The following is a 26,128-nucleotide window of genomic DNA, read 5'->3' on the forward strand; positions in this document are numbered from 1 at the left end:
CGGGCCGGCCGGGTGCGCAGAGGGGCGCGCGTCACGGCGTCTCCTCCTCGTCGGCCAGGGCCTGCAGGCACGCGACGGTCTCCTTGACCAGTTCGGGCGGTTCGAGCACGAGCACGTCGGGGCCGAAGGAGGCCAGCCAGGCGGCCGTGGCGGCGGTGTCGGTGTACGAGAAGCAGGCCTCGTCGCCCTCGGCGGTGCGCGGGCCGATCTGGTCGACGCGGCGGCGCACGCCCCAGGCGCGCTTGGGCCGGACGACGATCTTCGCGCGCGAGGGCATCTGCCGGTCCTCGGACTCGACGGCGAAGGCGAGCACGTCGACGTCCTCGGGGATCGTGTAGGCGCCCTCGGGGCCGGTCAATCGGACCTTCCCGGAGATGCGCGAGAGCCGGAAGCAGCGCTGGGCGTCCCGGTCGAGGTCGTATCCGGCGACGTACCAGCGCCCGCGCCAGGCGGCGCAGCCCCAGGGCTGGAGGCGCCGCTGCTGGGCGCTCTCGTCGCGCGAGCCGAGGTAGTCGAAGACGACCGTGCGTCGGGAGGCGACCGCCTCGAAGAACGGCGCGAGCGCGGCCTCGGCACCGGGCAGGGACTTGACCGGGGAGGCGGCGGCGTGGGACTCGACGTCGATCCCGGCGGCGCGGAGCTTGCGCAGGGCGTCGGCGGTCCCGGACTGGAGTTCAGGCTGCTGCCACAGGCGGGCGGCGGCGGCCACGGCGGCGGCCTCGGCGTCGGTGAGCTCGATCTGCGGCAGCTCGAAGTCGGAGCGGGAGATCCGGTAGCCCGGCTCGCCCTCGGCGTAGAAGTCGACCCCGGACTGGAGCGGGATGCCGATGCGGCGCAGTTCGGCCTTGTCGCGCTCGAACTTGCGCTGGAACGCCTCGTGGCCCTTCCTGTCCTCGGGGTCGTGCTCGTAGCCGGGGACGGTCCGGGCGATCCTGCCGGCGGTCTGGAAGCGCCGCGAGGACAGCAGGCAGATCACCAGGTTCACCAGTCGTTCAGTGCGATCGTTGGACACCCGCCCAGCCTATGCCCTCGCGCGGGCGCGATGCCATCACGCCCTGCCCGCCGCCGCGGCGCGCCGTGCGCCCCTTCGGCGGCGACCCGATCTTGATATTGTCCGGGCGTGATCAGATGGCGATACGGGACCGTCACGGGCGTGCGCGGCGGCTGGCGCGGCTGCACCGAGCTGGAGGTCGACGTCGAGGCCCGCGAGGGCGAGGACGCGTTCTCGTGCAGGGGCCTGGCCTACGACGAGCTGGTCGGCGTCCCCGAGGTCGGCGACCGGCTGCTGCTCAACTGCAACGCCATCGCCAAGGGCCTCGGCACGGGCGGGTACGCGCTGGTCGTGGCCGTGCCCGACCGGCTGCCGGCGGACGTCGAGGGGCCGGGGCACATCGTCAAGGCCCGGTACACGCCGATGCAGGCGATGCGCCTGGCCGTGGACGAGGACGACTCGCCGAACCGGGCCGCGGTGGAGGCGTGCGAGAGCCTCGAGGGGATGCCGGTGGTGGTCGCGGACCTGCACTCGGCGCTGGCGCCGGTGCTCGCCGGGATCCACTCGACGGCGCCCGAGGCGAAGGTCGCCTACGTCATGACCGACGGCGGCGCGCTCCCGGCGTGGTTCTCACGCCAGCTCGACCAGTTGTCCGACCGTCTGTGCACGGTGGTGACCGCCGGGCAGTGCTTCGGCGGAGACCTGGAGGCGACGAATGTGCACAACGCGCTCATCGCGGCGCGGGTGGTGGGCGGCGCGGACATCGCGATCGTGGCCCAGGGGCCGGGGAACCTCGGCACGGGCACCGTGTGGGGCTTCTCGGGGACGGCCGCGGGCGAGGCGGTCAACGCGGCCTCGGTGCTCGGCGGCAGGCCGGTCGCGTCGCTGCGGATCTCGGAGGGCGACGCGCGCGAGCGTCACCGCGGGGTCTCGCACCATTCGATGACGGCTTACGGGAAGGTCGCTCTGGCGGCGGCGGACGTGCCGGTGCCCGACGAGCTGCCCGCGGACCTGGAGGGCAAGATCCGGTCGCAGCTGGAGGAGCTGCCCGAGCGGCACCGCCAGATCGAGATCGACTGCTCGGGCCTGGTCGAGGCGATGGAGGCGCTGCCGGTGAAGCTGTCCACCATGGGCAGAGGCCTCGACCGCGACCGCGTGTACTTCGTGGCGGCGGCGGCGGCGGGCCGACACGCGGCCCAGATGGCGAAGCGCCGCGACTAGACCGGCCCTCTTCAGCCTGGCTTCAGGTTCGTCGCGCTAGCGTCGAAACCAGGGGCCCTTTCCCAGCGCCGCAACGCTCTTTCGGCGTGCGTCCGAACGTCGCTCACTTCAGCTCCGCTTCAGGTTCCCCGCGCTACGGTCGAAAACCGGGGGCCCAACCCCGGGGCCCGAATGCCCCTTCGGGGTGCGCCGCGACCAGCAGACGAAGCGAAACGCCCGCGCTTTCGCGCGGGCGTCGCTCGTGTTCGGTTCGCTAGAGCACGAACAGGACCAGGATCCACACCCCGATGACCCCCGCCAGCGCGAGCGCCAGGACCCAGGTCGGGACCGTGTACTCGCCGCGGCGGTTGCGTGCGATCTCTTCGCGGATGCGGGCGGTCCGCCGCTCGTAGACCGCGACCGGGTCGAGGGACGGGAGCGGACCGCGCCTTCCGGTCCGCTCCTCCCCCTGCGTCGTCTCTTCCTGCTGGTCGGACACTCGTGCCTCACATGCTGGCGATGAGCTTGTCGACCCGCTCGTCGCGGGAGCGGAACGGGTCCTTGCACAGGACCGTGCGCTGCGCCTGGTCGTTGAGCTTCAGGTGGACCCAGTCCACCGTGAAGTCGCGGCGCTTCTCCTGCGCCTTGCGGATGAACTCGCCGCGCAGGCGCGCGCGCGTGGTCTGCGGCGGGACCTCCTTGGCCTCGAAGACCTCCACGTCCTGCGTGATCCGCTCGGCCTCGCCGCGCTTCTCCATCAGGTGGTGCAGGCCCCGGCCGCGTCGGATGTCGTGGTAGGCCAGGTCGAGCTGCGCGACGCGCGGGCTCGACAGGGCCAGGCCGCGCTTCTCGCGGTAGCGCTCGATGAGCTTGTACTTGGCGACCCAGTCGATCTCGCGCGAGACCGCGTCGAGATTCTCGGAGTCGACGGCGTCGAGGACGCGGCCCCACAGCTCGATGACGCGCTTGGTGGTCGCGTCGGCGCCGCGCTGGTCGACGAAGTCGATGGCCTTGCTGAGGTATTCGCGCTGGATGTCCAATGCGGAGGCCTCGCGGCCGCTCGCGAGACGCACCAGTCGCTTGCCGGTCGTGTCGTGGCTGATCTCGCGGATGGCCCGGATCGGGTTCTCCAGGGTGAGGTCGCGCATCGTCACGCCGGTCTCGATCATCCGGAGCACGAGGTCGGCCGAGCCGACCTTGAGCAGGGTGGTGATCTCGTTGATGTTGGAGTCGCCGACGATGACGTGGAGGCGCCGGTAGCGCTCGGCGTCGGCGTGCGGCTCGTCGCGGGTGTTGATGATCGGGCGCGAGCGGGTGGTCGCCGAGGAGACGCCCTCCCAGATGTGCTCGGCGCGCTGGGAGAGGCAGAACCGGGCCCCGCGCGGGGTCTGGAGGACCTTCCCGGCGCCGCAGATGAGCTGGCGGGTGACCAGGAACGGGATGAGGACCTCGGCGAGGCGGCCGAATTCGCCGTGTCGGCTGACGAGGTAGTTCTCGTGGCAGCCGTACGAGTTGCCGGCGGAGTCGGTGTTGTTCTTGAACAGGTAGATGTCGCCGGCGATGCCTTCGTCGTGGAGGCGCTTCTCGGCGTCGATCATGAGGCCTTCGAGGATGCGCTCACCGGCCCGGTCGTGTTTGACCAGGTCCTCGACCGAGTCGCACTCGGGGGTGGCGTACTCGGGGTGGGAGCCCACATCGAGGTAGAGGCGGGCGCCGTTGCGGAGGAACACGTTGGAGGAGCGGCCCCAGGAGACCACTCGCCTGAAGAGGTAGCGGGCCACTTCGTCCGGAGACAGGCGTCGCTGTCCCCTGAAGGTGCAAGTGACCCCGTATTCGGTCTCCAGTCCGAAAATGCGCCTGTCCATGTCGAAAACCCTACCCCGATTCGGTTGAGGAGAACACCCCTCGCGGTCGAACGGTTCCGTACCGCGACGGGTACTATGGAGATTGTTCGCTGATCGGCGGTTCACACCGGTTGCAGTCGGTGCGGGCCGCCCCGTCGGTCCGTCCACTTGAGTGGGACGAAGCCGTCTCGGTAGAGCGTCGGCGGAATGGTCGGAGCGGTGGGGACCGGACCCGAGCGGTTCAGCTGTGGCGCGGATACCCGCTCGGGCCGGTCTCAAGCGATGCCGCCGGATCGGGCGGTCAGGACTCCTGGGGGTCGGGGGCCTCGCCGTCGCTGGAGGCGGCCTCCGGATCGGGTTCGGCCTCTGATTCGGTCTCGGTTTCGGCGCTGGGCATGAGCGCTTCGAGGGCGAGGCCTTCGATGCGCCGGAACGCCCGGCCGGGACGGGCCCGTTCGAGGACCGCGACCTCCAGGACGTCGGTGGTCAGCTCCCTGCGGGTGCCGTTGCCGCCGTCCGAGGAGAGGGCCTGCAGCGCCAGCGCGAACGCGTCGGCGAGCGGGGCCTCGAAGTCGTGGCCTTCGGCGAGGACTTCCTTCAGCGAGTCGGCGGCGCCGCCCATGGCGAGGTAGCCGGGTTCGTCGTTGATCGAGCCGTCGAAAGTGAGCCGGTAAAGCTCGTCGGCCTCGGGGCTGGTCCCGACGCCGGCGACGCAGATCTCGACCTCGAAGGGCTTGGTCTGCTCCGAGAAGATCCCGCCGAGGGTCTGCGCGTAGGCCTTGGCGAGCGTGGCGGCGTTGACGTCGCGGCGGTCGTAGGAGTAGCCGCGCAGGTCGGCCATCCGGACGCCGGCGGTGCGCAGGTTCTCGAACTCGTTGTACTTGCCGACGGCGGCGAAGCCGATGCGGTCGTAGAGCTCGTAGACCTTGTGGAGGGCCGAGGAGACGTTCTCGGCGACGAGCAGGACGCCGTCGGCGCAGGAGAGCACCACGACGTTGCGGCCGCGGGAGATGTTCTTGCGGGCGAATTCGGCCCGGTCCCGCATGATCTGTTCGGGACTGGTGTAGAACTGCATGGCCATGTCCGGCTCCTCTCCTTATCCGTAGGGGTTCTCGGTGCGGGCCGCGATGACCGCGCGGGCGACGTCGGCGACGACGGCCTCGTCGATCCGCTTGGAGCCTTCGGCTGTGGCGGTCATGACCACGGGGTAGAGGTCGCGGGTCGGGTCGGGTCCGCCGGTGGCGGAGTCGTCGTCGGCCGCGTCGTAGAGGGACTCGACGGCGATCTTGACGGCGTCGTCGGTGGAAATGTCCCGGTGGTAGCGCTTCTTGAGCGAGCTCTTGGCGAAGATCGATCCCGAGCCGATCGAGTCGTAGTCGCGTTCGGCGTAGATGCCGCCGACGACGTCGAAGCTGTAGATCTTCCCGGCTTCGGGGATCGAGGGCGCGTCGACGTCGAAGCCCGCGAACAGGGGAACGACCGCGAGGCCCTGGAGTGCTATGCCGAGGTTGCCGCGCAGCATGGTGGCGAGGCGGTTGGCCTTGCCGTTCAAGGTGAGCGGTGCGCCTTCGATCTTCTCGTAGTGTTCGAGTTCGAGCTGGTAGAGCTTGACCAGTTCGATGCCGAGGCCGGCCGTGCCCGCGATGCCGACGAGCGAGTAGCCGTCCGCGGGGAAGACCTTCTCGATGTCGCGGCTGGAGATGTAGTTGCCCATCGTGGCCCGGCGGTCGCCTGCCATGACCACGCCTTCGGCGGTGCGCAGGGCGACGATCGTGGTGGCGTGGGCGCTGACGGAGGCGAAGTCGCCCGGCGGCAGGGGCCTTCGCCCCGGCAGCATCTCAGGTGCCACCTGCATGAGGAACTCCGAGAAGGAGGAGGTTCCAGCCGTCATATACGCGTTGGGCAGTTTGCCCGGGAATCCTTGACCTGTCACGACATGACCTCCCTGATCCTCTATTCAAAAAACGCGGCTCGCCGCTTCGTCCCGCGGGGCCGGAGGGTCGCCGGTGGGGGCAAGACCCCCGATGCGCCTGAAGGCGTCGCACCAGGTGGCCCTGTCACCGGCAGGGGGCTTACTGGCCGCCCTTTTGCACGAACGAGCGGACGAATTCCTCGGAGTTGGTCTCCAGGACCTCGTCGATCTCGTCGAGCAGGTCGTCGACTTCTTCGGTGATGGCTTCGTGCCGTTCGGCGATCTCGGGGTCTACAGCGGCCTCAGTGGTTTCGGCGTCTGCTTCCTGCCGAGACCGCTGTGACTGCGACTGCCCGCCGGAGTCCTTCGCTGCCATAGCTCTTCCCTCCTACCTCGTCGGTGCTTAAACCGTACCGCGAGAGTACGACAGCACGCCAGATACGACGCTGTACCGCTGTGTAATATTCCCGCGACAGTTTCGGTCCGCTAGTCGGCCGTGATGACGTCGAGGAGGTCCTTGGCCGCCTCGCACCGTTCGAACAGCTCCCCCACATGGGCTTTGGTGCCCTTCTCGGGCTCCATCATGGGCACTCGCACGAGCGAGTCGGCGCCGACGTCGAAGATGACCGAGTCCCACGAGGCCGCGACGACTTCGGAGGGGTAGCGGGCGAGGCACCGGCCGCGGAAGAACGCGCGGGTGTCGCTGGGCGGCTCGGTCATCGCGTCGATGATCTCGGTGTCGGTGAGGAGCCGCTTCATCTTGCCGCGGGCCACCAGGCGGTGGTAGAGGCCCTTCTCGGGGCGCACGTCGTGGTACTGGAGGTCGATGGCCTGGAGCTTGGCGGCGCCCCAGTCGAGGTTCTCGCGCTCGCGGTAGCGGTCGAGGAGCGAGAGCTTGGCGGGCCAGTCGAGCATGTCGGCCAGTTCCATCGGGTCGCGCGCCAGCGCGTCGAGGACGTACGCCCAGCGGTCGAGGACCTCGCGGGTGTCGGGGTCGGTGTCGGCGCCGCAGTAGGCCTCGGCCTGCTCCAGGATGGACATCTGGAGTTCGATCGCGGTGAGGCGCTTGCCGTTGCGCAGTTCGATCTTGTGCCTGAGGCTCGGGTCGTGGGAGACGGCGCGCAGTTCGGCGACGGGCTCTGCGATGGCGAGGGAGCCGTCGAAGGCGCCGGACTCGATCATGGCGAGCACGATCGAGGCGGTGCCGACCTTGAGGTAGGTGGCGTACTCGGCGAGGTTGGCGTCGCCGATGATGACGTGGAGGCGCCGGTAGCGCTCGGCGTCGGCGTGCGGCTCGTCGCGCGTGTTGATGATCGGGCGCTTGAGCGTGGTCTCCAGGCCCACTTCGACTTCGAAGAAGTCGGCGCGCTGGGAGATCTGGTACCGGTGCTCGGAGGCGTCCTGTCCGATGCCGATGCGCCCGGCGCCGGCGAAGATCTGGCGGGTGACCAGGAACGGCGTGAAGTGGGCGACGATGTCGGCGAAGGGGGTCTGGCGCGACATGAGGTAGTTCTCGTGCGCGCCGTAGGAGGCGCCCTTGTTGTCGGTGTTGTTCTTGTACAGGTTGATCGGACCGATGCCGGGGGTGTGGGCCGCGCGGAGGGCGGCTTCGGCCATGGTCATCTCGCCGGCCTTGTCGAACAGGACGATCTCGCGCGGGTTGGTGACCTCGGGGGTCGAGTACTCGGGGTGCGCGTGGTCGACGTAGAGGCGGGCGCCGTTGGTGAGGATGACGTTGGCGAGACCGGAGTCCTCGTCGGCGAGGTTCTCGGCGGGGTCGTAGAGCGCCCCGGTGTAGGTGAAACCGCGCGCGTCGCGCAGGGGGGTCTCCTCCTCGTAGTCCCACCTGGCGCGGCCGCCCTTGGAGAGCTCGGGGCGCGCGGCGTAGGCGTTGACGATCTGCGAAGAGGTCACCATCGGGTTGGCCCCCGGCTGGCCCGGCACGGAGATCCCGTATTCGATCTCGGTGCCCATAATGCGGCGTACGGTCATGCTTTCGAGCCTAGTCCGTTCCGGCGCGCTTCCGCTTCCTCCGATCAAGGAGGTTTGGATTTCCCGGCCGTCGGTCCGCGCTTGGTTCATGGTGTTCGGTTACCCGCGCGGGCTGCGTCGACACGTGGTGGGCGGAAGCGGCACCGGCCGGCGGGTCGCCCCGCCGGCCGGTCGCCATAGTCGTGGTGTTCTACAGACGGTGTTCCCGGTACCCTGCGTTTCGCTACAGGTACTGACCGGTGTTCGACACGGTGTCGATGCTGCGGCCGGAGTCGGGGCCCTTGCCGGAGACGAGCGTGCGGATGTAGACGATCCGCTCGCCCTTCTTGCCGGAGATGCGGGCCCAGTCGTCGGGGTTGGTGGTGTTGGGCAGGTCCTCGTTCTCGCGGAACTCGTCGACGGTGGCGTCGATGAGGTGCGTCAGCCGGATGCCCTTGGACTGGTGGGTCAGGAAGTCCTTGATGGCCATCTTCTTCGCGCGCGCGACGATGTTCTCGATCATCGCGCCGGAGTTGAAGTCCTTGAAGTAGAGGACTTCCTTGTCGCCGTCGGCGTAGGTGACCTCGAGGAACCGGTTCTCGTCCACTTCGGAGTACATGCGCTCGACGACGGCCTGGATCATCGCCCTGACGGTGCCGTCGCGGTCCTTGTCGTGCTCGCGGAGGTCGTCGTCGTGCAGCGGCAGGGTCGTGGTGATGTACTTCGAGAAGATGTCCTTGGCCGATTCGGCGTCGGGCCGCTCGATCTTGATCTTGACGTCCAGGCGGCCGGGCCGCAGGATCGCCGGGTCGATCATGTCCTCGCGGTTGGAGGCGCCGATGACGATGACGTTCTCCAGGCCCTCCACGCCGTCGATCTCCGACAGCAGCTGGGGGACGATCGTGTTCTCGACGTCGGAGGAGACGCCCGATCCGCGCGTGCGGAATATGGAGTCCATCTCGTCGAAGAAGACGATGACGGGCATGCCCTCGCTGGCCTTCTCGCGAGCGCGCTGGAAGACCAGGCGGATGTGCCGCTCGGTCTCGCCGACGTACTTGTTGAGCAGCTCGGGGCCCTTGATGTTGAGGAAGTAGGAGCGCCCGGAGGCCTCCTCGCCGCGCATCTCCGCGACCTTCTTGGCCAGCGAGTTGGCGACGGCCTTGGCGATGAGGGTCTTGCCGCAGCCGGGCGGGCCGTAGAGCAGGATGCCCTTGGGCGCGCGCAGCTCGTGCTCGCGGAACAGGTCGGCGTGCAGGAACGGCAGCTCGACGGCGTCGCGGATCATCTCGATCTGGCCGTCGAGGCCGCCGATGTCGTAGTAGTCGACGTCGGGCACCTCTTCGAGGACCAGCTCCTCGACCTCGCTCTTCTGGATGCGCTCGTAGGCGTATCCGGCGCGGGGCTCGATCATGACCGAGTCGCCGGCGCGCAAGGGCGAGTTGATGAGGGCGTCCGAGAGCAGCACGACCCGCTCTTCGTCCGCGTGGCTGGTCACCAGGGCCCGGTCCGGTGGACCGCCCGGGGTCTCGATGAGCTCTTTGAGCGTCACGACCTCGCCGATGCGCTCGTAGTCGAGCACCTCGACGACGTTCATGGCATCGTTGAGCAGCACTTCCTGTCCGCGCTCGAGCTCGTCGACGTCGATCGACGGCGCGAGCGAGACGCGGAACTTCCTCCCGGAGGTGAAGACGTCGACGGTGCCGTCTTCACGGGCCCCCAGGAACACGCCGTAGCCGGACGGCGGCTGGGCGAGTCGGTCGATTTCTTCCTTGAGCGAGACGATCTGCTCGCGGGCCTCCTTCAAGGTGGCCACGAGTCGCTCGTTCTGCTCCGACAAACGATCGATCTGGGACTGCGCGGCCGAGAGCCGCTCCTCCAGAATGTGCATGTGTCGGGGCGTTTCGGTGAGACGGCGCCGAGCCGCGGCCAGTTCTTCCTGGAGCTCTTCGACCTGTCCTGACAGTTCGTCGTGCTCTGAGCCCTGGCCCAGGTTCTGTCGACGGTCATCGTTGCTGCGTGCCACGGGTCACACCTCCCGAGAGAGTGTTCGTACTCCAACCGTAGCTGGCTGGGGACGCCAATAGTAAGACTCGACACCGACATTGCGCCAGCTTCTTCACGGCAATTAATCTGGGGGACATGGCTGAGGAACGTGAACTCGAAGTATCGATCGACCAGGACGCCTGCACCGGGGACGGGCTGTGCGTGCAGTACGCGCCTACGGTTTTCGAGTTCGACATCGACGGCCTTGCCTACGTCAAGGACACCGACGGCGAGCTGTTGACTACCGCGGGTTCGCAAGTCATGGTCCCTGAGCACCTGCGACTGGACATTGTGAACGCGGCTCACGACTGCCCGGGCGAGTGCATCTACGTCCGCGACCGGGCCGACAAGACCGCCGTGGCCGGGCCCGGCGCCGACGATTAGGCGGAGGCGGCAACGCGGGCCCGCTCCTCGACCGGCCCGCGCCGTCCCGTTTCGGCGCTTCGATAGTCGTGAATCCGACTCATGAAGTGGCCGGATTGTTACGTCGTGTTACGTCTCGTCGGCCGGCGTCTCGGGCGCGTCGGTGGTCTCGGCCAGACGGGCCTCGACCCCCGCCTCGACTTCCGCGGCGAACCGCTCCTTGCGCTCGCGCAGCGCCTGCTGGCCCTTGGAGGGCTTGAGCTTCCGCGTCGGGGCCACCGTGCCGGGGGCGAGCTTGCGGGCGGTGATGAGGAACGCGGTGTGGGCGATCATGCGGTGGTCGGGGCGCACCGCCAGGCCCTCGAGGTGCCAGCCGCGGATGAGCGACTCCCAGGCCTCGGGCTCGGTGAAGGTCCTGCGCTCGCGCAGGGCCTCGACGAGCTCGGACATCTGCGTGGTGGTGGCGACGTAGCCGATGAAGACCCCGCCGGGCCGGAGGATGCGCTCCACAGTGTCCAGCACGTCCCAGGGCGAGAGCATGTCGAGCACGACCCGGTCGACCGGCTCGAGGTCGGCCTCGGCCACGTCCCCCACCGTCAGGGTCCAGTGCTCGGGGACCTCGCCGTAGTAGCCCGCGACGTTCTCCTGCGCGATCTTCGCGAAGTCCTCGCGCAGCTCCCAGGAGTAGACGTGCCCGGTGGGACCGGTCGCGCGCAGGAGCCAGTTGGTCAGCGCGCCCGAACCGGCGCCGGCCTCGACCACTCGCGAGCCGGGGTAGATGTCCCCGAACGTGAGGATCTGGGCGATGTCCTTGGGGTAGATGACCTGGGCGCCGCGGCGCATCGACAGGCCGTAGTCCGGCAGGAGCGGGCGCAGCGCCAGGTAGGCGGTGCCGCCCTCGGTGGTGACGGTGACGCCGTCGGGCCTGCCGATGAGGTCGTCGTGGAAGAGCCTGCCCCGGTGGGTGTGAAACGCGCCGCCCTCCGCGAGGGTGATGGTGGCCTTGCGGCCCTTAGCGTCGGTCAGCTGGACCCGGTTGCCCGGCTCCAGCAGGTCAGATGCCACGTCGCGTGTCTCCTTCAGTAGGTCCGAAGCATCTTAACGGAGGGCTTTGACCACGTCGGCGGTGTAGAGCAGGCCTGTCAGGCGGCCCTCATCGACGACGAAGAACCGCTCCGCGCCGCTCTTGCCGATCGCGTCCACCAGCGCCTGGCCCTTGAGTTCGGCGCCGATCCCGGGGATCTGCTCCGCCGACTTGAGCAGCCCGGAGAGGGGCATCGCGGCGACCTGGCCGGGCGGTACGGCGTCGGCGGCGGTGCGGTCGAGGACGCCGACGGGGCGGTCGGCCACGGCGACGATCTCGCGGCCCGAGGCGGCCGAGAGCGCCTCGCCGAGGGTCGCCTCGGCGGGCACGAGCGCCACCGGGCGCGCGAGCGCGGCGGCGTCGAGGGCCTTGACGCGCGGCCCCATGCGGGAGGCGCGGATCGCGGAAGAGGCTCCCCGCCACAACTCGAAGGAGACGAAGAGCAGCAGGATGATGCCGATCATGGAGAACCAGTTCGCCGCGTAGAGCCACAGGCCCGCGGCGACCGTGGCGACGGCGACGACGCGTCCGGCCCAGCCCGCGTAGCGGTAGCCGGTCCACCGGTCGCCGGTGGCGGCCCAGATGCCGGCCTGGAGGGCCTTGCCGCCGTCGAGCGGCAGTCCGGGCAGGAGGTTGTAGACGGCGACGAGGAGGTTCGCGACGCAGATCTGGAAGCACAGCTGCCAGGCGAGGGAGCCGGCGCTGGTGGCGAAGAGCCCGAGGAGGCCCAGGACGCCGAGGACTGCTGAGACGGCCGGGCCCGCCAGCGCGATGGCGGCGGCGGTGCCGGGGCGGGAGGCCTCGCGTTCCATCTCGGTGAAGCCGCCGAGGGCGTCGAGGTTGATCTGGCGCACGCCGATGCCGGCGCGCAGGCTCACCAGGGCGTGGCCGAGTTCGTGGAGGAAGACGGAGACGAGGAGGGTCACCGCGAAGAGCGCGGCCACGAGCAGGGAGGCGACGGCGCTGAGGCCCGGGACCGAGCGCTGCACGATGGGCGCGTAGACGGCGACGACGAGGGCGGCCAGGAGCAGCCAGGTGTAGCCGAGCGTGACGGGAATGCCCTTGAAGCGGACGAGCGTGAATCCGGATCGGCGGAAGGCCAGGACGTTGGTTGACATCGGCGGCAATGCTACGCGCCCGGACGGGCGGTCTCGGTGCTGCGCGGGCCGGTGCGCGCGGTGGCGGGGATTCCGATCCGGTGGGGGTGCTCGTCCCTAGGCGGGCCGGACCCTGAAGGCGTAGGTCTTGTAGGGCATCGCGAAGGCCTCGCTTCCGGCCAGTTCGGGGTGGCTGTCGATGACGTCGTCGACGGCCGCGACGATGCGCCGTCGCCCGGCGTCGTCGGCGGTGAGGTAGTAGGAGCGGGACTGGACCAGGCGGATCAGGCGGGGCCGGTCCAGGGGCATCTCGTGGTGGAAGCACCGGTGTTCGGCTTCGCCGAAATCGGGGCCGAAGTAGCCGGGTTCGGTCGCGCCGAGGCCGTCGATCTCGCCCGGGGAGGAGCCGATGGCCTCGGTCAGGGCGCGGACCCAGGGGACCGACTCGTCGCGGATGTTCCAGATGGGGGCGAGGATGCCGTCGGGACGCAGGGCGCGGCGCAGTTCGGGGAGGGCCCTCGGGCGGTCGAACCAGTGGAAGGACTGGCCGGCGGTGATGGCGCCGGCGCCGGCGTCGGGCACGGGGAGTGCTTCGGCCGATCCGGCGAGGGCCGCGGTGAGGCCGGGGCTGGAGGCGGTGAGCTTGGCGCGCATCTGGTCATCGGGTTCGACCGCGGTCACGCGGTGCCCCAGGCCGATGAGCACGCGGGTGAGCAGTCCGGTCCCGGCGCCGATGTCGAGGACGTCCTTCTCGGCGTCGCCGATCTGCCAGCGCAGGGCTTCGGCGGGGTAGGTGGGGCGTATCGAGTCGTAGAGGTCGGCGGCCTGGCCGAAGGACAGCGCCTGCTTGCGGGGATCGGGGGCGGACTGCGTCGCGGCATCGGTGCTCATGCCGCTTAACAGTACACCCGTTATGTTACAGCGCGGGTCCGGCCGTTCGGATTGTCGGTGCACCGCTTTATGCTCGGAGGATGTCGAACGCCACCCGCCCGAGCCAGCTCTCCCCCTCGCGCGCCAACGACTTCAAGCAGTGCCCGCTGCTGTACCGGTTCCGGGCTGTCGACCGCCTCCCCGAGCCGCCCTCGCGCGCGCAGGTGCAGGGCACGCTGGTCCACGCGGTGCTGGAGCGGCTCTACGAGCTCGACGCCGGGAAGCGCACCCCCGCCCAGGCGCTGGCGATGATCGAGCCGGAGTGGTCGAAGCTCCAGGCGAACCAGGAGTACGCGGCGCTGTTCGACGACCTGGACGACGAGTCGGGCTGGCTGCGCAACGTCAGGGGCCTGGTCGAGACGTACTTCAGCATGGAGGACCCCCAGCGGCTCCAGCCGCACCGCACCGAGTGCCTGGTGGCGACCACGCTCGACGACGGGACGCAGCTCAAGGGCTTCATCGACCGCGCCGACGTCAACCCGGCCGGGCTGGTGCGCCTGGTGGACTACAAGACCGGGAAGCGCCCGCCGGACCGCTTCGCGGACAAGGCGCTGTTCCAGATGAAGTTCTACGCCCTGGTGTGGTGGCGCACCCGCGGCTCGGTGCCGACCCTGCTGCGCCTGATGTACCTCGGCGACGGCCAGGTGCTCGACTACTCCCCCGACGAGCGCGAGCTGGTCGCCTTCGAGCGGACCCTCAAGGCCCTGTGGGCCTCGATGCGCGAGGCGATCGCCACGGGCGAGTTCCGGCCGCAGAAGTCGAAGCTGTGCGGCTGGTGCGCCCACCAGAAGCTGTGCCCGGAGTTCGGGGGCGAGCCGCCGGCGTATCCGCTGCCGACGGTCCTTCCAGGACTCGAGATGCCTCCTACCTGAGGCGGACGCGGGGATCATTCTCTCGTTCGATGAAACGCGAGTTAACGGCAGATACGGTATAGAGCGTGCAAGCCGCCTCCTCGTTCCGCCGTCTCCGGCGATGGCTCCAAGAGCGCCCGTTCGCGGCCGACTGCCTGCTCGCGGTCGCCCTCGCGGGCAGCTACGCGGGCTTCTACACCGCCGGCGTCCAGCTGAACCCGGACTACGCGTTCTCGTGGGCCGAAGTCGGCATGATCTCGGTCCCGTTCATCGTGATCTGCCTGCGGCGCCGGTGGCTGTGGGGCGGCATCGTCCTCGGACTGGCCATCCTGTCGGGGGCGGTCTTCATCGATCCGTTCCAGAGCATGGGCGCCGACGGCGGGATCGGGTTCTTCGTCCTGACCTACACGGCCGCGGCCTACCGGAGCCTGGGGCGGGCGCTGTTCGCCGCCGCGGCGATATGGATCCCGGTCTCGATGGTCATCTACCTCATGACCGCGGGCGATTACGTCGCCAACACCGTCCTCGCCCTGCTCAACCTCGTCCTGGCCGTCACGGTGTTCTGGATCGGATGGGTCGTGCGCAACCGGCGCGAACACGTCGAGGAGCTCTCCGAGCGGGCCCGGATGGCCGAGGAGCGCCAGGACGCCCTGGCCGCCCAGGCCGTGGCCGACGAGCAGCGGCGCATCGCCCGCGAACTCCACGACGTCGTGGCGCACCACATCTCGGTCATAGGCGTCATGTCCGAAGGGGCCAAACGGGTCCTGCGCACCGACCCCGACGCGGCCGAGGAGGCGCTGACGACGGTGAACCAGACCGCCCGCACCGCGCTGCGCGAGATGCGCGACATCCTCACCGTCCTGCGGCAGGGACACGACGAAGCCGGCAGCGCCGACCTCGAGCCGCAGCCTACAGTGGACTCGTTGCGGGCGCTCGTCGCGCAGACCAAGGACGCCGGCCTGCCGGTGCGCTACACCGTCCGCGGCGAGGAGTACCCGCTGCCGACGGGCGTCAGCCTGGCGGTCTACCGCATCGCCCAGGAGGCGCTGACGAACACGCTCAAGCACGCCGGCTCGCACGCCAGGGCCGGGGTCGTCCTCGACTACGGCGACGCCGAGTTCCGGATCTCGGTCGGCGACTCGGGCCGGGGCGCCCCCGTCGTCGCGGAGTTCGCCGGCGGCCACGGGCTCATCGGCATGAGGGAGCGCGCCACCTTGTACGGCGGCACCCTCGAAGTCGGGCCCCGGCCCGGCGGCGGCTACCTCGTCGAGGCCCGCTTCCCCAAGAACGCCCACCTCCAGGGAGCCACCCGATGACCGAACGGCCGATCCGGCTGCTGCTCGCCGACGACCAGCAACTGCTGCGCGCGGGATTCAAGATGGTGCTCGGCGCCGAGACCGACATCGACATCGTGGGCGAGGCCGGCGACGGCGTCGAGGCCTTCGAGCTCACCCGCCGCCTCCTGCCCGACGTCGTCCTCATGGACATCCGCATGCCCCGGCGCGACGGCGTCGCCGCCACGGCCGACATCGTCGAGGCGAACCTGCCCACCCGGGTCCTGGTGCTGACCACGTTCGACCTGGACGAGTACGTCGTGGGCGCGCTGCGCGCCGGCGCGGCCGGGTTCCTCACCAAGGACGCCCCCGCGGCGGACCTGGTCGAGGCCATCCGCACCGTCCACCACGGCGGCGCGGTCGTCGCCCCGCACATCCTCTCGACCCTGCTCGGCCGCTTCGCCGAGCACCGCGGCGCCGAGAGCGACCGCAGCCCGGCCATCCTCGACGCCCTCACCGCGCGCGAGCGCGAGGTGCTCCTGCTGCTGTCGAAGGGCCTGACGAACGCCGAGATCGCCGACGCGCTCACCGTCGGCGAGACCACGGTCAAGACCCATGTGGGGCACCTGCTCACCAAGCTCGGCGTCCGCGACCGGGTCCAGGCCGTCGTCCTCGCCTACGAGAGCGGCCTGGTCAAGCCCGGCGGCGACGAGCGCTGACGCCGGCGGGCCGTACCCGGCGAAGGTAGTACCGCGGTACGGCCCCCTCCGCCTTCCGACGTACTCGAAGACCGTTCTCAAAGTGGATGCACGCCCGCCCGGGCTCCAATATCGTCGAAACTGATCAGTCGAACCACGACGTCACTTGACATCAGGTATGATGTCATAATCTGACGCATCGACGTCACCGATAGGCACCACCAATAGCACCCACCGTCCGCGAGCGGCGTCTCGCGGGCAAGGAACGCAGCAAACCGAATCCCTCGGTACATCGACACCTTCTTCGAAAGCGAGAGCGTCGTGTCCACCGCATCCCCCGTCAAAACCACAGCCGTAGCGGCCCAAGGCGTCTGGAAAGCCTACGGCCAGGGCGAGGCCCAGGTCGTCGCCCTGCGCGACGTCTCGGTCGAATTCGCCTCGGGCGCCTTCACCGCCATCATGGGCCCCTCCGGGTCCGGCAAGTCCACGCTCATGCACTGCCTCGCCGGCCTCGACACCACCGACCGCGGCACCGTCGGCATCGGCGACACCACCATCACCGGCCTCGGCGACAAAGCGCTGACCAAGCTGCGCCGCGACAAGATCGGCTTCATCTTCCAGCAGTTCAACCTGCTCCCGACGCTGACGGCCGAAGAGAACATCACGCTCCCGCTGGCGATCGCCGGCGCCAAGGCCGACCCCGACTGGATCAAGCGGATCATCCACACCCTGGACCTGACCGACCGCCTGTCCCACAAGCCGACCGAGCTCTCGGGCGGCCAGCAACAGCGCGTCGCCTGCGCCCGGGCCCTCGCCTCGCGCCCCGAGGTCGTCTTCGCCGACGAGCCCACCGGCAACCTCGACACCCGCTCCGGCGCCGAGGTCCTGAACTTCCTGCGCACCAGCGTCGACGACTTCGGGCAGACCATCGTCATGGTCACCCACGACCCGAACGCCGCCGCCTACGCCGACCGCGTGGTCTTCCTCGCCGACGGCCAGATCGTAGAGGACATGGCCGACCCGACCGCCGACAAGGTCATCGACAAGATGAAGCACTTCGAGGAACTCGTCGCCGCCGCCCAAGGGGAGAACGCCTAGCCATGCTGCGCGCCACCCTCAAGGGCATGGCCAGCCGCAAAGCCCGCCTCGTCCTCACCAGTCTCGCGGTAGTCCTCGGCACCATGTTCGTCGCCGCCGCGATGGTCCTGACCTCCACGATGGAGAAATCCGTCAGCGGCGTCATCGCCGACGCCTACCAGGGCGTCGACACCGTGATCACCAACGGCACCGACCCGGCCGCAGCCCAGGGCAACACGCCCAGCGCGGCCACCGTCCCGGCCGACGTCCTCGACCGGGTCGCAGGCGTCGACGGCGTCGACCGCGCCGTAGGCGAAGTCTCCGGACAGGTCAACGCCATCGGCTCGAACGGCAAGCTCGTCGGCACCTTCGCCCCCACCATCGCCCTGACCTGGGACAGCGGCGACGACTCCGGCTACATCGAGTTCCACGAGGGCGACGGACCCGCGGCCGACGGCGAAGTCGCCGTCTCCGCCAAGTTCGTCGCCGACTCCGGACTCGACATCGGCGACACCGTCACCGCCTACTCCTACACCGCCGACCGCACCGACTTCGAGATCGTCGGCGTCTACGGCCTCTCCGGCGACCGCGACTCACTCGCCGGCGAAACCCAGATCATGTTCACCACCGCCGACGCGCAGCGGATGCTCCTCGAAGGCGAGGACGCGTTCACGACCGTCTACGCCTACGGCGACGCCTCCACCGACGACATCGCCGCCGCCATCGGATCCGACGAGTACCGGGTCCAGACCGGCGAAGAGGCCAGCGCGGAGGCCGCCGAGGGCTTCGCGGTCGTCGCCGACTTCATGGGCTACATCTTCCTCGGCTTCGGCCTGGTCGCGGTGTTCGTCTCGGTCTTCCTCATCATCAACACCTTCACGATCATCGTCGCCCAGCGCCAGCGGGAACTCGCACTGCTGCGCGCCATCGGCGCCGGACGCGGCCAAGTGGTCCGCTCGGTCCTGACCGAGGCCACGGTCATCGGCGTCCTCGCCTCCGTCGTCGGCCTCGGACTCGGGCTCCTGCTCGGCTGGGGTCTGTCGCAAGTGGTCAGTGCGACCATGATGGGCGGCCTGCCGGTCCAGCTCCTGATCCCGGCCACCACGATGTGGGCGCTGGTCGTGGGCATCGGCGTGACGGTGCTGTCGGCGCTGATCCCGGCCGTCAAGGCCTCCAGCGTGCCGCCGGTCGCCGCGATGCGAGAGGCGGTCAACCCGCCGAAACCGCTGCGCGGCATCACCATCGCCGGAGCGATCGTCTTCGCCGCCGGCACCGTCCTGATCGCGCTGGGGATGACCGACAACCTCGGCGGCGAGGAGCTCACGGGCATCCTCTCCGGCGTGGGCATCGCGTTCGTGGGCGTCACCATGCTCACCCCGATCCTGTCGCGACCACTGGTGGCGCTGCTCGGGGCGGTCATGTCGTGGAGCTTCTCGGGTCGTCTCGGCAAGCTCAACGCCGGGCGCAACCCGCGGCGCACCGCGATCACCGCCTCGGCGCTCATGATCGCCGTCGCGCTCATCACCGGTATCGCCACGCTCGTCTCCAGCATCAAGTCGACCACCGCCGAAGTGCTGGACCTGAACCTGAACTCGGACCTGATCGTCAGCGGCGCGCAAGGCGGGGCGAACATCCCCTCCTTCTCGCGCGAGACGCTCGCCGAGATCCGCGAACTTCCCGAGGTCGCGGCGGTCGGGGACGTCTACATGGACTTCTTCGGCACGCAGATCGACGGCGAGGACGCGCCGCTGGCCTCCAGTGAGGACCTGAACGCGGCGCTCGGCGTCTTCGGCGGCACCGTCGCCGAAGGGTCGGTCACCGACCTCGCCCCGAACTCGGTCGTGGTCGACGAGGGGACCGCCGAGGACCGGAACGTGGCCCTGGGCGACACGGTCGAGGTGACCTACGCCGACGGCGAGACCGCGCAGCTGGAGATCGCCGCGATCCTGGACGGGTACGACCTCACCAACGGCTGGTGGGTCTCGCCCGAGCAGATCGAGCACTTCACGCTGCCGAAGCCGATGCAGGCGTACATCCAGTTGGAGGACGGCGCCGACGCCGCGGTGGTCCAGAACGAGGTCGACGAGATCCTCGCCGACGAGCCGGAAGTGGGCGTCACCAACAACGCCGAATTCGTCGACCAGCAGACCAGCGGCCTGGACACGATCCTCGCGGCCGTGCAGATCCTGCTGGCGCTGGCGATGATCATCGCCGTCATCGGCGTGGTGAACACGCTGGTGCTGTCGGTCCTCGAACGCACCAAGGAACTGGGCCTGCTCCGGGCCGTGGGCATGACCCGCGGCCAGGTCAGGCGCATGATCATCGTCGAGAGCGTCATCATCTGCCTCTTCGGCGCCGTCTTGGGCATCGCGGTCGGGATCGGCCTGGGCTGGACCGTCCAGCGGGCGCTGGAGGACGAGGGCCTGACGAACTTCGCCCTGCCGTGGGGCCTCATCGTCATGTACCTGGCGGCGGCGGTGGCCGTGGGCCTGCTGGCCGCGATCGCGCCCGCCGCGAGGGCCGCGAAGCTCAACGTGCTCAACGCCATCGCCTACGAATAGCTTGACAGCCTGAACAGGAAACCAGGGATTGGGGCGGTGCCGGAAGGCGCCGCCCCTCTCTGCGTCCCCGACCGGTGACGCACCCGGCCGCACGGCCGACCCGCGGCGGCTCGGGCCTCGGCCGTTCGACCGACCCGAGGGCCGGTGCTCCGCCTCGCGGAGGAGCCGAACTCCGGCCCGCGGACCGAAGCGGGCGGCAGTGCAGCTCAATAGCCTTGTGGCAACAGGAAAGACACCCCGATCCGAAAGGGCCTCCCGTGCCACTCGCAACTCCCCCCGCTCCCCCGATCGTCCGCAACGCGGTCACCGCCTCCGGCCTGTGGCGCGCCTACGGCTCCGGCGAGGCTCAGGTCGTCGCCCTGCGGGACGTCTCGGTCGCGTTCGCGTCGGGCGCCTTCACCGCGATCATGGGCCCGTCGGGCTCGGGCAAGTCCACGCTCATGCACTGCCTCGCGGGCCTCGACACCACCGACCGCGGCACCGTGAACATCGGCGACACGGTCCTGACGGGCTTGGGCGACAAGGCGTTGACGAAGCTGCGCCGCGACAAGATCGGCTTCATCTTCCAGCAGTTCAACCTGCTGCCGACGCTGACGGCCGAGGAGAACATCCTCCTGCCCGCCTCGATCGCCGGCGCCAAGGCCGACCCCGCGTGGGTCAACCGCGTCATCGCCACGCTCGACCTGTCCGACCGCCTGTCCCACAAGCCGACCGAGCTCTCGGGCGGCCAGCAGCAGCGCGTCGCCTGCGCCCGGGCCCTCGCGACCCGTCCCGACGTGGTCTTCGCCGACGAGCCCACCGGCAACCTCGACACGCGTTCCAGCGCCGAGGTCCTGGGGTTCCTGCGCAAGTCCGTGGACGACTTCGGGCAGACCATCGTCATGGTCACCCACGACCCGAGCGCGGCGGCGTACGCCGACCGCGTGGTCTTCCTCGCCGACGGCCAGATCGTCCGGGACCTCCACGGGCCCACCGCCGACAGCGTCATCGACACCATGCGCGACTTCGAGAACGCGGTTCCCCTCGCCGGAAAGGCCGCGTAAGCCGTGTCGCAGCACAGCATGCTCCGTGCCACCCTGAAGGGCATGGCGGCCCGCAAGGCCCGCCTCGCCCTGACCAGCCTCGCCGTCGTGCTCGGTTCGGCGTTCATCGCCGCCGCGCTCGTCCTCACCGCCTCCATCAAGACCACCGTCGACGATCTCAACGGCGATTCCTACGCCGGCTCGGACGTGCTCGTCCAACCGGTCGAACCGGAGACCGCCGGCGAGCGGCACGTCCGCGACGGCGTTCCGGCGGACACGCTCGCGGCGGTCGAGGCCGCCGACGGCGTCGCCGACGTGAGCGCGACGGTCACCTGGATGGTCAACGCGATCGACGACAACGGCAAGGTCCTCGGCGGGTTCGCCCCGACGATGGCCGTCAACTGGGGCGACGAGTCGGTCGACCGCGAGCTGCGCGAAGGCCGCGCGCCCGAGTCCGACGACGAGGTCGCCGTCTCGGCCCAGTTCGTCGCCGACGCCGGTCTCGGCCTGGGCGACACCGTCACCGCCTATTCGCTGAGCACCGACGAGACCGTGTACGACATCGTCGGCGTCTTCGGCTATTCGGGCGACCGCGACTCCCTCGCGGGCGCCACCGAACTCGCGTTCACCACGGTCGAGGCGCAGCGCCTGGTCTTCGACGGGCGGGACATGTACACGGCGGTCGCCCTGACGGCCGCGGAAGGCACCTCCGCCGAGGAGCTGCTGCGGACGATCGAGCCGCTCATCGGGGACGAGTCCACGGCGATGACCTGGGACGCGTACATGGAGGAGACGAACGCCCGGGCGGCCCAGACCACCAACCTCATCGGATACTTCCTGCTCGGTTTCGGCCTCATCGCCGTGTTCGTCTCGGTGTTCCTCATCGCCAACACGTTCACCATCGTGATCGCGGGGCGGCTCAAGGAGATCGCGATGATGCGCGCCATCGGCGCGAGCCGCGGGCAGGTCATCCGGTCGGTCCTGGCCGAGGCGCTGCTCCTGGGCGCGGTGGCGTCCGTGGTCGGCGCCGCTCTCGGCATCGCCGCGGGGGCCGGACTCACCACGGTGGTCGCCAACAGCTTCCTCGACACCGGCGGCAGCAGCCTCACGGTGCCCGTCAGCGCCCCGATCGCGGCGATCGGCGTCGGCATCGCCGTCACCGTCCTGTCCGCGCTGGCGCCGGCGGTCCGCGCCTCCCGCATTCCGCCCGTCGAGGCCATGCGCTCGGCGGCCAAGGCCGACAAGCCGATCACGGTTCCCACGGTCGCGGGGGCCATCGTCACGGCCGTCGGCGTCACGGGGATCGCACTCGGCCTGACCGACTCGTTCGGCAGCGACCGCACCGACATGCTGGCGGCCGCCGTCGGGGCCGGCCTGGTGTTCGTCGGCGTCTCCCTGCTCACCGCCTGGCTCTCGAAGCCGCTCGTGTCGCTCCTGGGCCTGCTGTGGTCGTGGACGTTCGCCGGGAAGCTGGGGCGCCGCAACGCCTCTCGCAACCCGCGCCGCACCGCGGTCACCGCGGCCGCCCTCATGATCGGCGTGACCCTGGTGACCGCCACGGGAACACTGCTCACGAGCGTCGAGAAGAGCCTGGCCTCGCAGTTCGAGGACAACATCAGGGCCGAGCTGTTCATCACCGGTCCGGTCACCTCCTCGGTCCCGGCCACGTTCGACCCGGAGGTCATGGACGACCTGCGGGAGGTCGACGGCGTCGACGCCGCGGTCGACGTCTACTACGACCTCGCCCAGATCGACGGCACCGAGCAGTACGTCAACACCAGCTCCGACCTGCCCGGCATCGTCGAGCAGTTCGGCGGCGAGCTCCTCGAAGGATCGATGGGCGACATCGGAGAGGACGGCGTCGCCGTCAACGAGTGGAGCGCGAACGACCTCGGCGTCGGCGTCGGCGACACCGTCGAGGCGACGTTCACCCGGGGCACCGAGGCCCACGAGCTCACCGTGGTCGCGATCCTCGCCGACAACGAGGAGACCGACGGCTGGTACGTGAGCCCGAAGTACGCCGAGGAGTTCTACACGCCGGAGCCCAACCTCGGCCTGGTCGACGTCGCCGAAGGCGCCGACGTCGACGCGGTCACCGCCGAGGTCGAGACGCTCCTCGCGGACGAACCGGCCGTCAGCGTCCAGAACCACGAGGAGTACCTCTCGCAGCTGACGGTGTTCTTCGACTACGCCGTCATCGCGATCCAGCTGCTGCTGGGCCTGGCCATGGTCGTGGCGGTCATCGGCGTCATCAACACGCTGATCCTGTCGGTCCTGGAGCGCACCCGTGAGCTCGGGATGCTCCGCGCGATCGGCATGACCCGCGGCCAGACGGTCCGGATGGTCACCGTCGAGAGCGTCACGATCGCCCTGTTCGGCGCGGTCCTCGGCGTCGGCACGGGCCTGGTGCTGGGCTGGATCGTCCAGCTGGCGCTGGTCGACAGCGGCATCGATGAGTTCGCGGTCCCGACCGCGCTCATCGCCGGCTACCTGGCCGCGGCCGTCCTCGTCGGACTCCTCGCGGCCATCGCACCGGCGGTGCGGGCCTCGAAGGTCAACATCCTGGGCGCGATCGCCTACGAGTAGACCGCCGCACGCGTGAGCGGGGCGGGCCCGTCGGGCCCGCCCCGCTCACGCGTGCGATCAGGTCGCGGGCGTATCGAACTTGCCGGCCTCGAGGTTCTCCATGTCCTCCAGTTCGACGCCCTTGGTCTCCTTGACCATCTTGAGCACGAAGAAGAACGAGATGAGCGCGAACAGGGCGTACAGCCCGTAGGCCAGGAACAGCCCGGTCTTGGCCAGTTCGGGGAACGTGACCGTGATGAGCCAGTTGGAGATCCACTGCGCCGCGGCGGCCACGCCCAGCGCCGAGGCGCGGATGCGGTTGGAGAACATCTCCCCCAGCAGCACCCAGACGACCGGTCCCCAGGTGAACGCGAAACCGAAGACGAACACGTTCGCCGCGATGAGCGCGATGGTGCCTTCGGCGTCGCCGAGGACCGGGTTGTTCTCGGCGTCGACCGGCGCCGAGGCGAAGATGACCGCCATCGTGCCGAGGGCGATGAACATGGTCATCGAGCCCCACATCAGCAGCTTCTTGCGGCCGGCGCGGTCGACGAGGTAGATCGCGAGGATCGTACCGGCGATGTTGACGATCGAGTTGATGACGCTGGTGAGGAAGGCGTCGTTCTCGCTGAACCCGACGGACTGCCACAGCGACGTCGAGTAGTAGAAGATCACGTTGATGCCCACGAACTGCTGGAACATCGACAGGAAGATGCCGATCCAGACGATGGGCAGCAGTCCGAAGCGCGGGCCGCGCACGTCGGAGATCCGCGGCGGGTGGTCGCTGCTCAGGGTCCGCTGGATCTCCACGATCCGGTTGTCGACGTCCCCGCCGACGTACTTCGCGAGGGTCGCCTTGGCCTCGGCCAGCCGGTCCTTGGCCACCAGGTAGCGCGGCGATTCGGGGATGTTCAGCGAGAACATGAAGTAGACGAACGCCGGAACGGCCGCCGCCGCGAACATCCACCGCCAGGCCGTGCCGCCCCAGGGGACCTCGCCGCTGGCGCCGCCGGCCGAGGCCTGGATGCCGTAGTTGACGATGAGCGCGCCGAAGATGCCGAGCACGATGGCGAACTGCTGGAGCGAGCCGAGTCGCCCGCGCAGTTCGGCGGGCGCGATCTCGGCGATGTAGGCGGGGGCGATGACGCTGGCGGCACCGATGGCGAGACCGCCGACGACGCGCCAGACCGTCAGGTCGACCGGGCCGGTCGCGAGGGCGGAGCCGAGCGAGGTGATGAAGAAGACGATCGCCGCGATCATCATGACCTTGGGGCGACCGAGCTTGTTCGCGAGCGATCCGGCGAACCAGGCGCCGACCGCGCAGCCGAGCAGTGCGGAGGAGACCACGATCCCGGTCTCGACCGAGTTGATCCCCCACTGTGTCTCGAGCGCTCCGGTGGTCCCGTTGATCACCGCCGTGTCGTACCCGAACAGGAACCCGCCGAGCGCGGCGGCGATCGACACGAACAGCGCCGAACCCGTCCTCGCCTGCGGCTCGCCGCGCAGCAGACCGTCGTTGTCTGTGGTCATCACTCACTCCCGTAGGCGACTCGGTTCCGGTACCACACGTGCCGAAATCCTAAGCCGCATTTTGCCGTGAAGATCACGAATTGCCGTAATCGGAGCGGCTACCCGGAAGGGCCCGAGAGCGAACGCGGCGAAGCCGGGAGACGGCCGGCGACTGATCGGGGAGGCTCGCGCGACCCGGCTCGATGCCGAGGTCGGGCCAGTAGCAGACGGCCCCAGGGGTAGCCCCAGGACCCACTAATGTGACCTATTTAACTTGTGACGCACACTACGTGCGTTTCATCGATGTGTAACAATGGCTGGAGGGCATAACCCAGCCAACGAGCCTGCAACGGAGGAGGCCACGTGAGCACATTCTTCAGTGTCGTCGGAGCGATCGGCATCGCGATCGCACTCGTGACGGTGTCGCTACTGACATTCCTGGTCACCGGAGCGATTTTCGGTATCGGAGTCGGAGTGGCAAGACTCAGAGACGCGCTCTCGCCGGCTTCTTGAGCATGCGAAAGGCCCCCACCTCGCGGTGGGGGCCTTTCGCTATGTACATGTTTGGCGGTGTCCTGCTCTCCCACACCCTCTCGAGTGCAGTACCATCGGCGCTGGAAGCCGTAACGACCGGGTTCGGAATGGGACCGGGTGTGTCACTTCCGCTCTCACCACCAAACAAACCTTGGGACCCACACAAGGGTCTCGAAGATCCGTTCGGATCTGAGCTCACACGTGTGTTGTCTCAGAATCGCATAGTGTGCGTGAATGTCATGTCTACCATCACTGACAGGATTGTGATGGAAATTGTATGTTAAGTTCTCGGCGGTTAGTACTCGTCCACTCCACACCTCGCAGTGCTTCCATGTCGAGCCTATCAACCCAGTCATCTTCTGGGCGCCTCACCAGCTATACGCTGACAGAGATCTCATCTCGAAGCACGCTTCCCGCTTAGATGCTTTCAGCGGTTATCGCTCCCGAACGTAGCCAACCAGCCATGCACCTGGCGGTACAACTGGCACACCAGCGGTTCGTCCATCCCGGTCCTCTCGTACTAGGGACAGCCCTTCATCAAATCTCTTACGCGCGCGGCGGATAGGGACCGAACTGTCTCACGACGTTCTAAACCCAGCTCG

22 protein-coding genes and 2 rRNA genes are annotated in these 26,128 nt (G+C 69.1%); 10 read left to right on the top strand and 14 right to left on the bottom strand.

Annotation, left to right across the window (positions count from 1 at the left end; genetic code table 11):
* Window positions 1–31: 31 nt before the first annotated feature.
* On the bottom strand, window positions 32–1,012 hold the full coding sequence (locus tag BLQ63_RS03555) for a helix-turn-helix transcriptional regulator (RefSeq protein WP_091028411.1): 981 nt from the start codon (window positions 1,010–1,012) through the stop codon (window positions 32–34).
* Window positions 1,013–1,120: 108 nt separating this feature from the next.
* Here BLQ63_RS03555 and BLQ63_RS03560 point away from each other — a divergent pair, with 108 nt between their 5' ends.
* Entirely contained in the window at window positions 1,121–2,212 is a 1,092-nt protein-coding gene (locus tag BLQ63_RS03560; RefSeq protein WP_091028414.1) for a DUF3866 family protein, read from the top strand.
* Window positions 2,213–2,465: 253 nt separating this feature from the next.
* Here BLQ63_RS03560 and BLQ63_RS03565 read toward each other — a convergent pair whose 3' ends face one another.
* The 7 genes from BLQ63_RS03565 to arc form a co-directional block, all read right to left on the bottom strand.
* Window positions 2,466–2,690: a hypothetical protein gene (locus tag BLQ63_RS03565; RefSeq protein WP_091028420.1), complete on the bottom strand. Its 225-nt coding sequence runs from the start codon at window positions 2,688–2,690 to the stop codon at window positions 2,466–2,468.
* Between the two features lie 7 nt (window positions 2,691–2,697).
* A complete protein-coding gene (gene pafA / locus BLQ63_RS03570; protein WP_091028422.1) occupies window positions 2,698–4,056 on the bottom strand; it encodes a Pup--protein ligase in 1,359 nt (452 codons plus the stop codon).
* A gap of 280 nt (window positions 4,057–4,336) precedes the next feature.
* Window positions 4,337–5,116 carry a proteasome subunit alpha gene (gene prcA, locus BLQ63_RS03575; RefSeq protein ID WP_091028425.1) on the bottom strand — a complete coding sequence of 260 codons (780 nt, stop codon included), beginning with the start codon at window positions 5,114–5,116 and terminating at the stop codon, window positions 4,337–4,339.
* A gap of 15 nt (window positions 5,117–5,131) precedes the next feature.
* Window positions 5,132–5,926 (bottom strand): proteasome subunit beta, encoded by a 795-nt coding sequence (gene prcB, locus BLQ63_RS03580; RefSeq protein WP_091028429.1) that lies wholly within the window; start codon window positions 5,924–5,926, stop codon window positions 5,132–5,134.
* 181 nt (window positions 5,927–6,107) lie between these two features.
* Entirely contained in the window at window positions 6,108–6,323 is a 216-nt protein-coding gene (locus tag BLQ63_RS03585; protein WP_091028433.1) for a ubiquitin-like protein Pup, read from the bottom strand.
* A 110-nt stretch (window positions 6,324–6,433) separates the two neighbouring features.
* Window positions 6,434–7,939 carry a depupylase/deamidase Dop gene (gene dop, locus BLQ63_RS03590; protein ID WP_091028437.1) on the bottom strand — a complete coding sequence of 502 codons (1,506 nt, stop codon included), beginning with the start codon at window positions 7,937–7,939 and terminating at the stop codon, window positions 6,434–6,436.
* A 223-nt stretch (window positions 7,940–8,162) separates the two neighbouring features.
* Window positions 8,163–9,941 carry a proteasome ATPase gene (gene arc, locus BLQ63_RS03595; RefSeq protein ID WP_091028439.1) on the bottom strand — a complete coding sequence of 593 codons (1,779 nt, stop codon included), beginning with the start codon at window positions 9,939–9,941 and terminating at the stop codon, window positions 8,163–8,165.
* 116 nt (window positions 9,942–10,057) lie between these two features.
* On the opposite strand from arc, the gene BLQ63_RS03600 reads away from it, so the two are divergent.
* Entirely contained in the window at window positions 10,058–10,345 is a 288-nt protein-coding gene (locus BLQ63_RS03600) for a ferredoxin (RefSeq protein WP_091028442.1), read from the top strand.
* Window positions 10,346–10,453: 108 nt separating this feature from the next.
* On the opposite strand, the gene BLQ63_RS03605 is transcribed toward BLQ63_RS03600, so the two are convergent.
* The 3 genes from BLQ63_RS03605 to BLQ63_RS03615 form a co-directional block, all read right to left on the bottom strand.
* Window positions 10,454–11,389, bottom strand: coding sequence for a tRNA (adenine-N1)-methyltransferase (locus BLQ63_RS03605; RefSeq protein WP_218125039.1), 936 nt, complete (start codon window positions 11,387–11,389; stop codon window positions 10,454–10,456).
* Between the two features lie 33 nt (window positions 11,390–11,422).
* Window positions 11,423–12,526: a M50 family metallopeptidase gene (locus tag BLQ63_RS03610; RefSeq protein ID WP_091028447.1), complete on the bottom strand. Its 1,104-nt coding sequence runs from the start codon at window positions 12,524–12,526 to the stop codon at window positions 11,423–11,425.
* 96 nt (window positions 12,527–12,622) lie between these two features.
* Window positions 12,623–13,396 carry a class I SAM-dependent methyltransferase gene (locus tag BLQ63_RS03615; protein WP_091028451.1) on the bottom strand — a complete coding sequence of 258 codons (774 nt, stop codon included), beginning with the start codon at window positions 13,394–13,396 and terminating at the stop codon, window positions 12,623–12,625.
* Between the two features lie 80 nt (window positions 13,397–13,476).
* On the opposite strand from BLQ63_RS03615, the gene BLQ63_RS03620 reads away from it, so the two are divergent.
* The 7 genes from BLQ63_RS03620 to BLQ63_RS03650 all read left to right on the top strand — a co-directional run bounded on the left by BLQ63_RS03620 (window position 13,477) and on the right by BLQ63_RS03650 (window position 23,504).
* Window positions 13,477–14,307, top strand: a complete 831-nt coding sequence (locus BLQ63_RS03620; RefSeq protein ID WP_091028454.1) for a RecB family exonuclease — start codon at window positions 13,477–13,479, stop codon at window positions 14,305–14,307.
* A 65-nt stretch (window positions 14,308–14,372) separates the two neighbouring features.
* On the top strand, window positions 14,373–15,602 hold the full coding sequence (locus BLQ63_RS03625; RefSeq protein WP_091028457.1) for a sensor histidine kinase: 1,230 nt from the start codon (window positions 14,373–14,375) through the stop codon (window positions 15,600–15,602).
* On the top strand, window positions 15,599–16,279 hold the full coding sequence (locus BLQ63_RS03630) for a response regulator (protein WP_091028459.1): 681 nt from the start codon (window positions 15,599–15,601) through the stop codon (window positions 16,277–16,279). The genes BLQ63_RS03625 and BLQ63_RS03630 overlap by 4 nt, the downstream gene beginning before the upstream one ends.
* A gap of 300 nt (window positions 16,280–16,579) precedes the next feature.
* Entirely contained in the window at window positions 16,580–17,356 is a 777-nt protein-coding gene (locus tag BLQ63_RS03635) for an ABC transporter ATP-binding protein (RefSeq protein ID WP_091028461.1), read from the top strand.
* Window positions 17,357–17,358: 2 nt separating this feature from the next.
* The gene (locus BLQ63_RS03640) at window positions 17,359–19,896 is read left to right on the top strand and encodes an ABC transporter permease (protein WP_091028463.1); all 2,538 of its coding nucleotides are present in this window, start codon (window positions 17,359–17,361) and stop codon (window positions 19,894–19,896) included.
* 287 nt (window positions 19,897–20,183) lie between these two features.
* The gene (locus BLQ63_RS03645; RefSeq protein ID WP_342673911.1) at window positions 20,184–20,939 is read left to right on the top strand and encodes an ABC transporter ATP-binding protein; all 756 of its coding nucleotides are present in this window, start codon (window positions 20,184–20,186) and stop codon (window positions 20,937–20,939) included.
* 18 nt (window positions 20,940–20,957) lie between these two features.
* Window positions 20,958–23,504 carry an ABC transporter permease gene (locus BLQ63_RS03650; protein WP_177154766.1) on the top strand — a complete coding sequence of 849 codons (2,547 nt, stop codon included), beginning with the start codon at window positions 20,958–20,960 and terminating at the stop codon, window positions 23,502–23,504.
* Window positions 23,505–23,561: 57 nt separating this feature from the next.
* Here BLQ63_RS03650 and BLQ63_RS03655 read toward each other — a convergent pair whose 3' ends face one another.
* Window positions 23,562–25,013 (bottom strand): sugar porter family MFS transporter, encoded by a 1,452-nt coding sequence (locus BLQ63_RS03655; RefSeq protein WP_091028469.1) that lies wholly within the window; start codon window positions 25,011–25,013, stop codon window positions 23,562–23,564.
* Window positions 25,014–25,355: 342 nt separating this feature from the next.
* Between BLQ63_RS03655 and BLQ63_RS28230 the strand changes: the two genes are divergently transcribed.
* Entirely contained in the window at window positions 25,356–25,505 is a 150-nt protein-coding gene (locus BLQ63_RS28230; RefSeq protein ID WP_177154767.1) for a hypothetical protein, read from the top strand.
* Between the two features lie 49 nt (window positions 25,506–25,554).
* Here the strand turns inward: BLQ63_RS28230 and rrf are convergent.
* Window positions 25,555–25,671 (bottom strand): 5S ribosomal RNA (gene rrf, locus BLQ63_RS03660).
* A 131-nt stretch (window positions 25,672–25,802) separates the two neighbouring features.
* A 23S ribosomal RNA gene (locus BLQ63_RS03665) occupies window positions 25,803–26,128 on the bottom strand; the annotation flags it as partial.

Source organism: Glycomyces harbinensis, from assembly GCF_900101745.1.
GTDB lineage: Bacteria > Actinomycetota > Actinomycetes > Mycobacteriales > Micromonosporaceae > Glycomyces > Glycomyces harbinensis.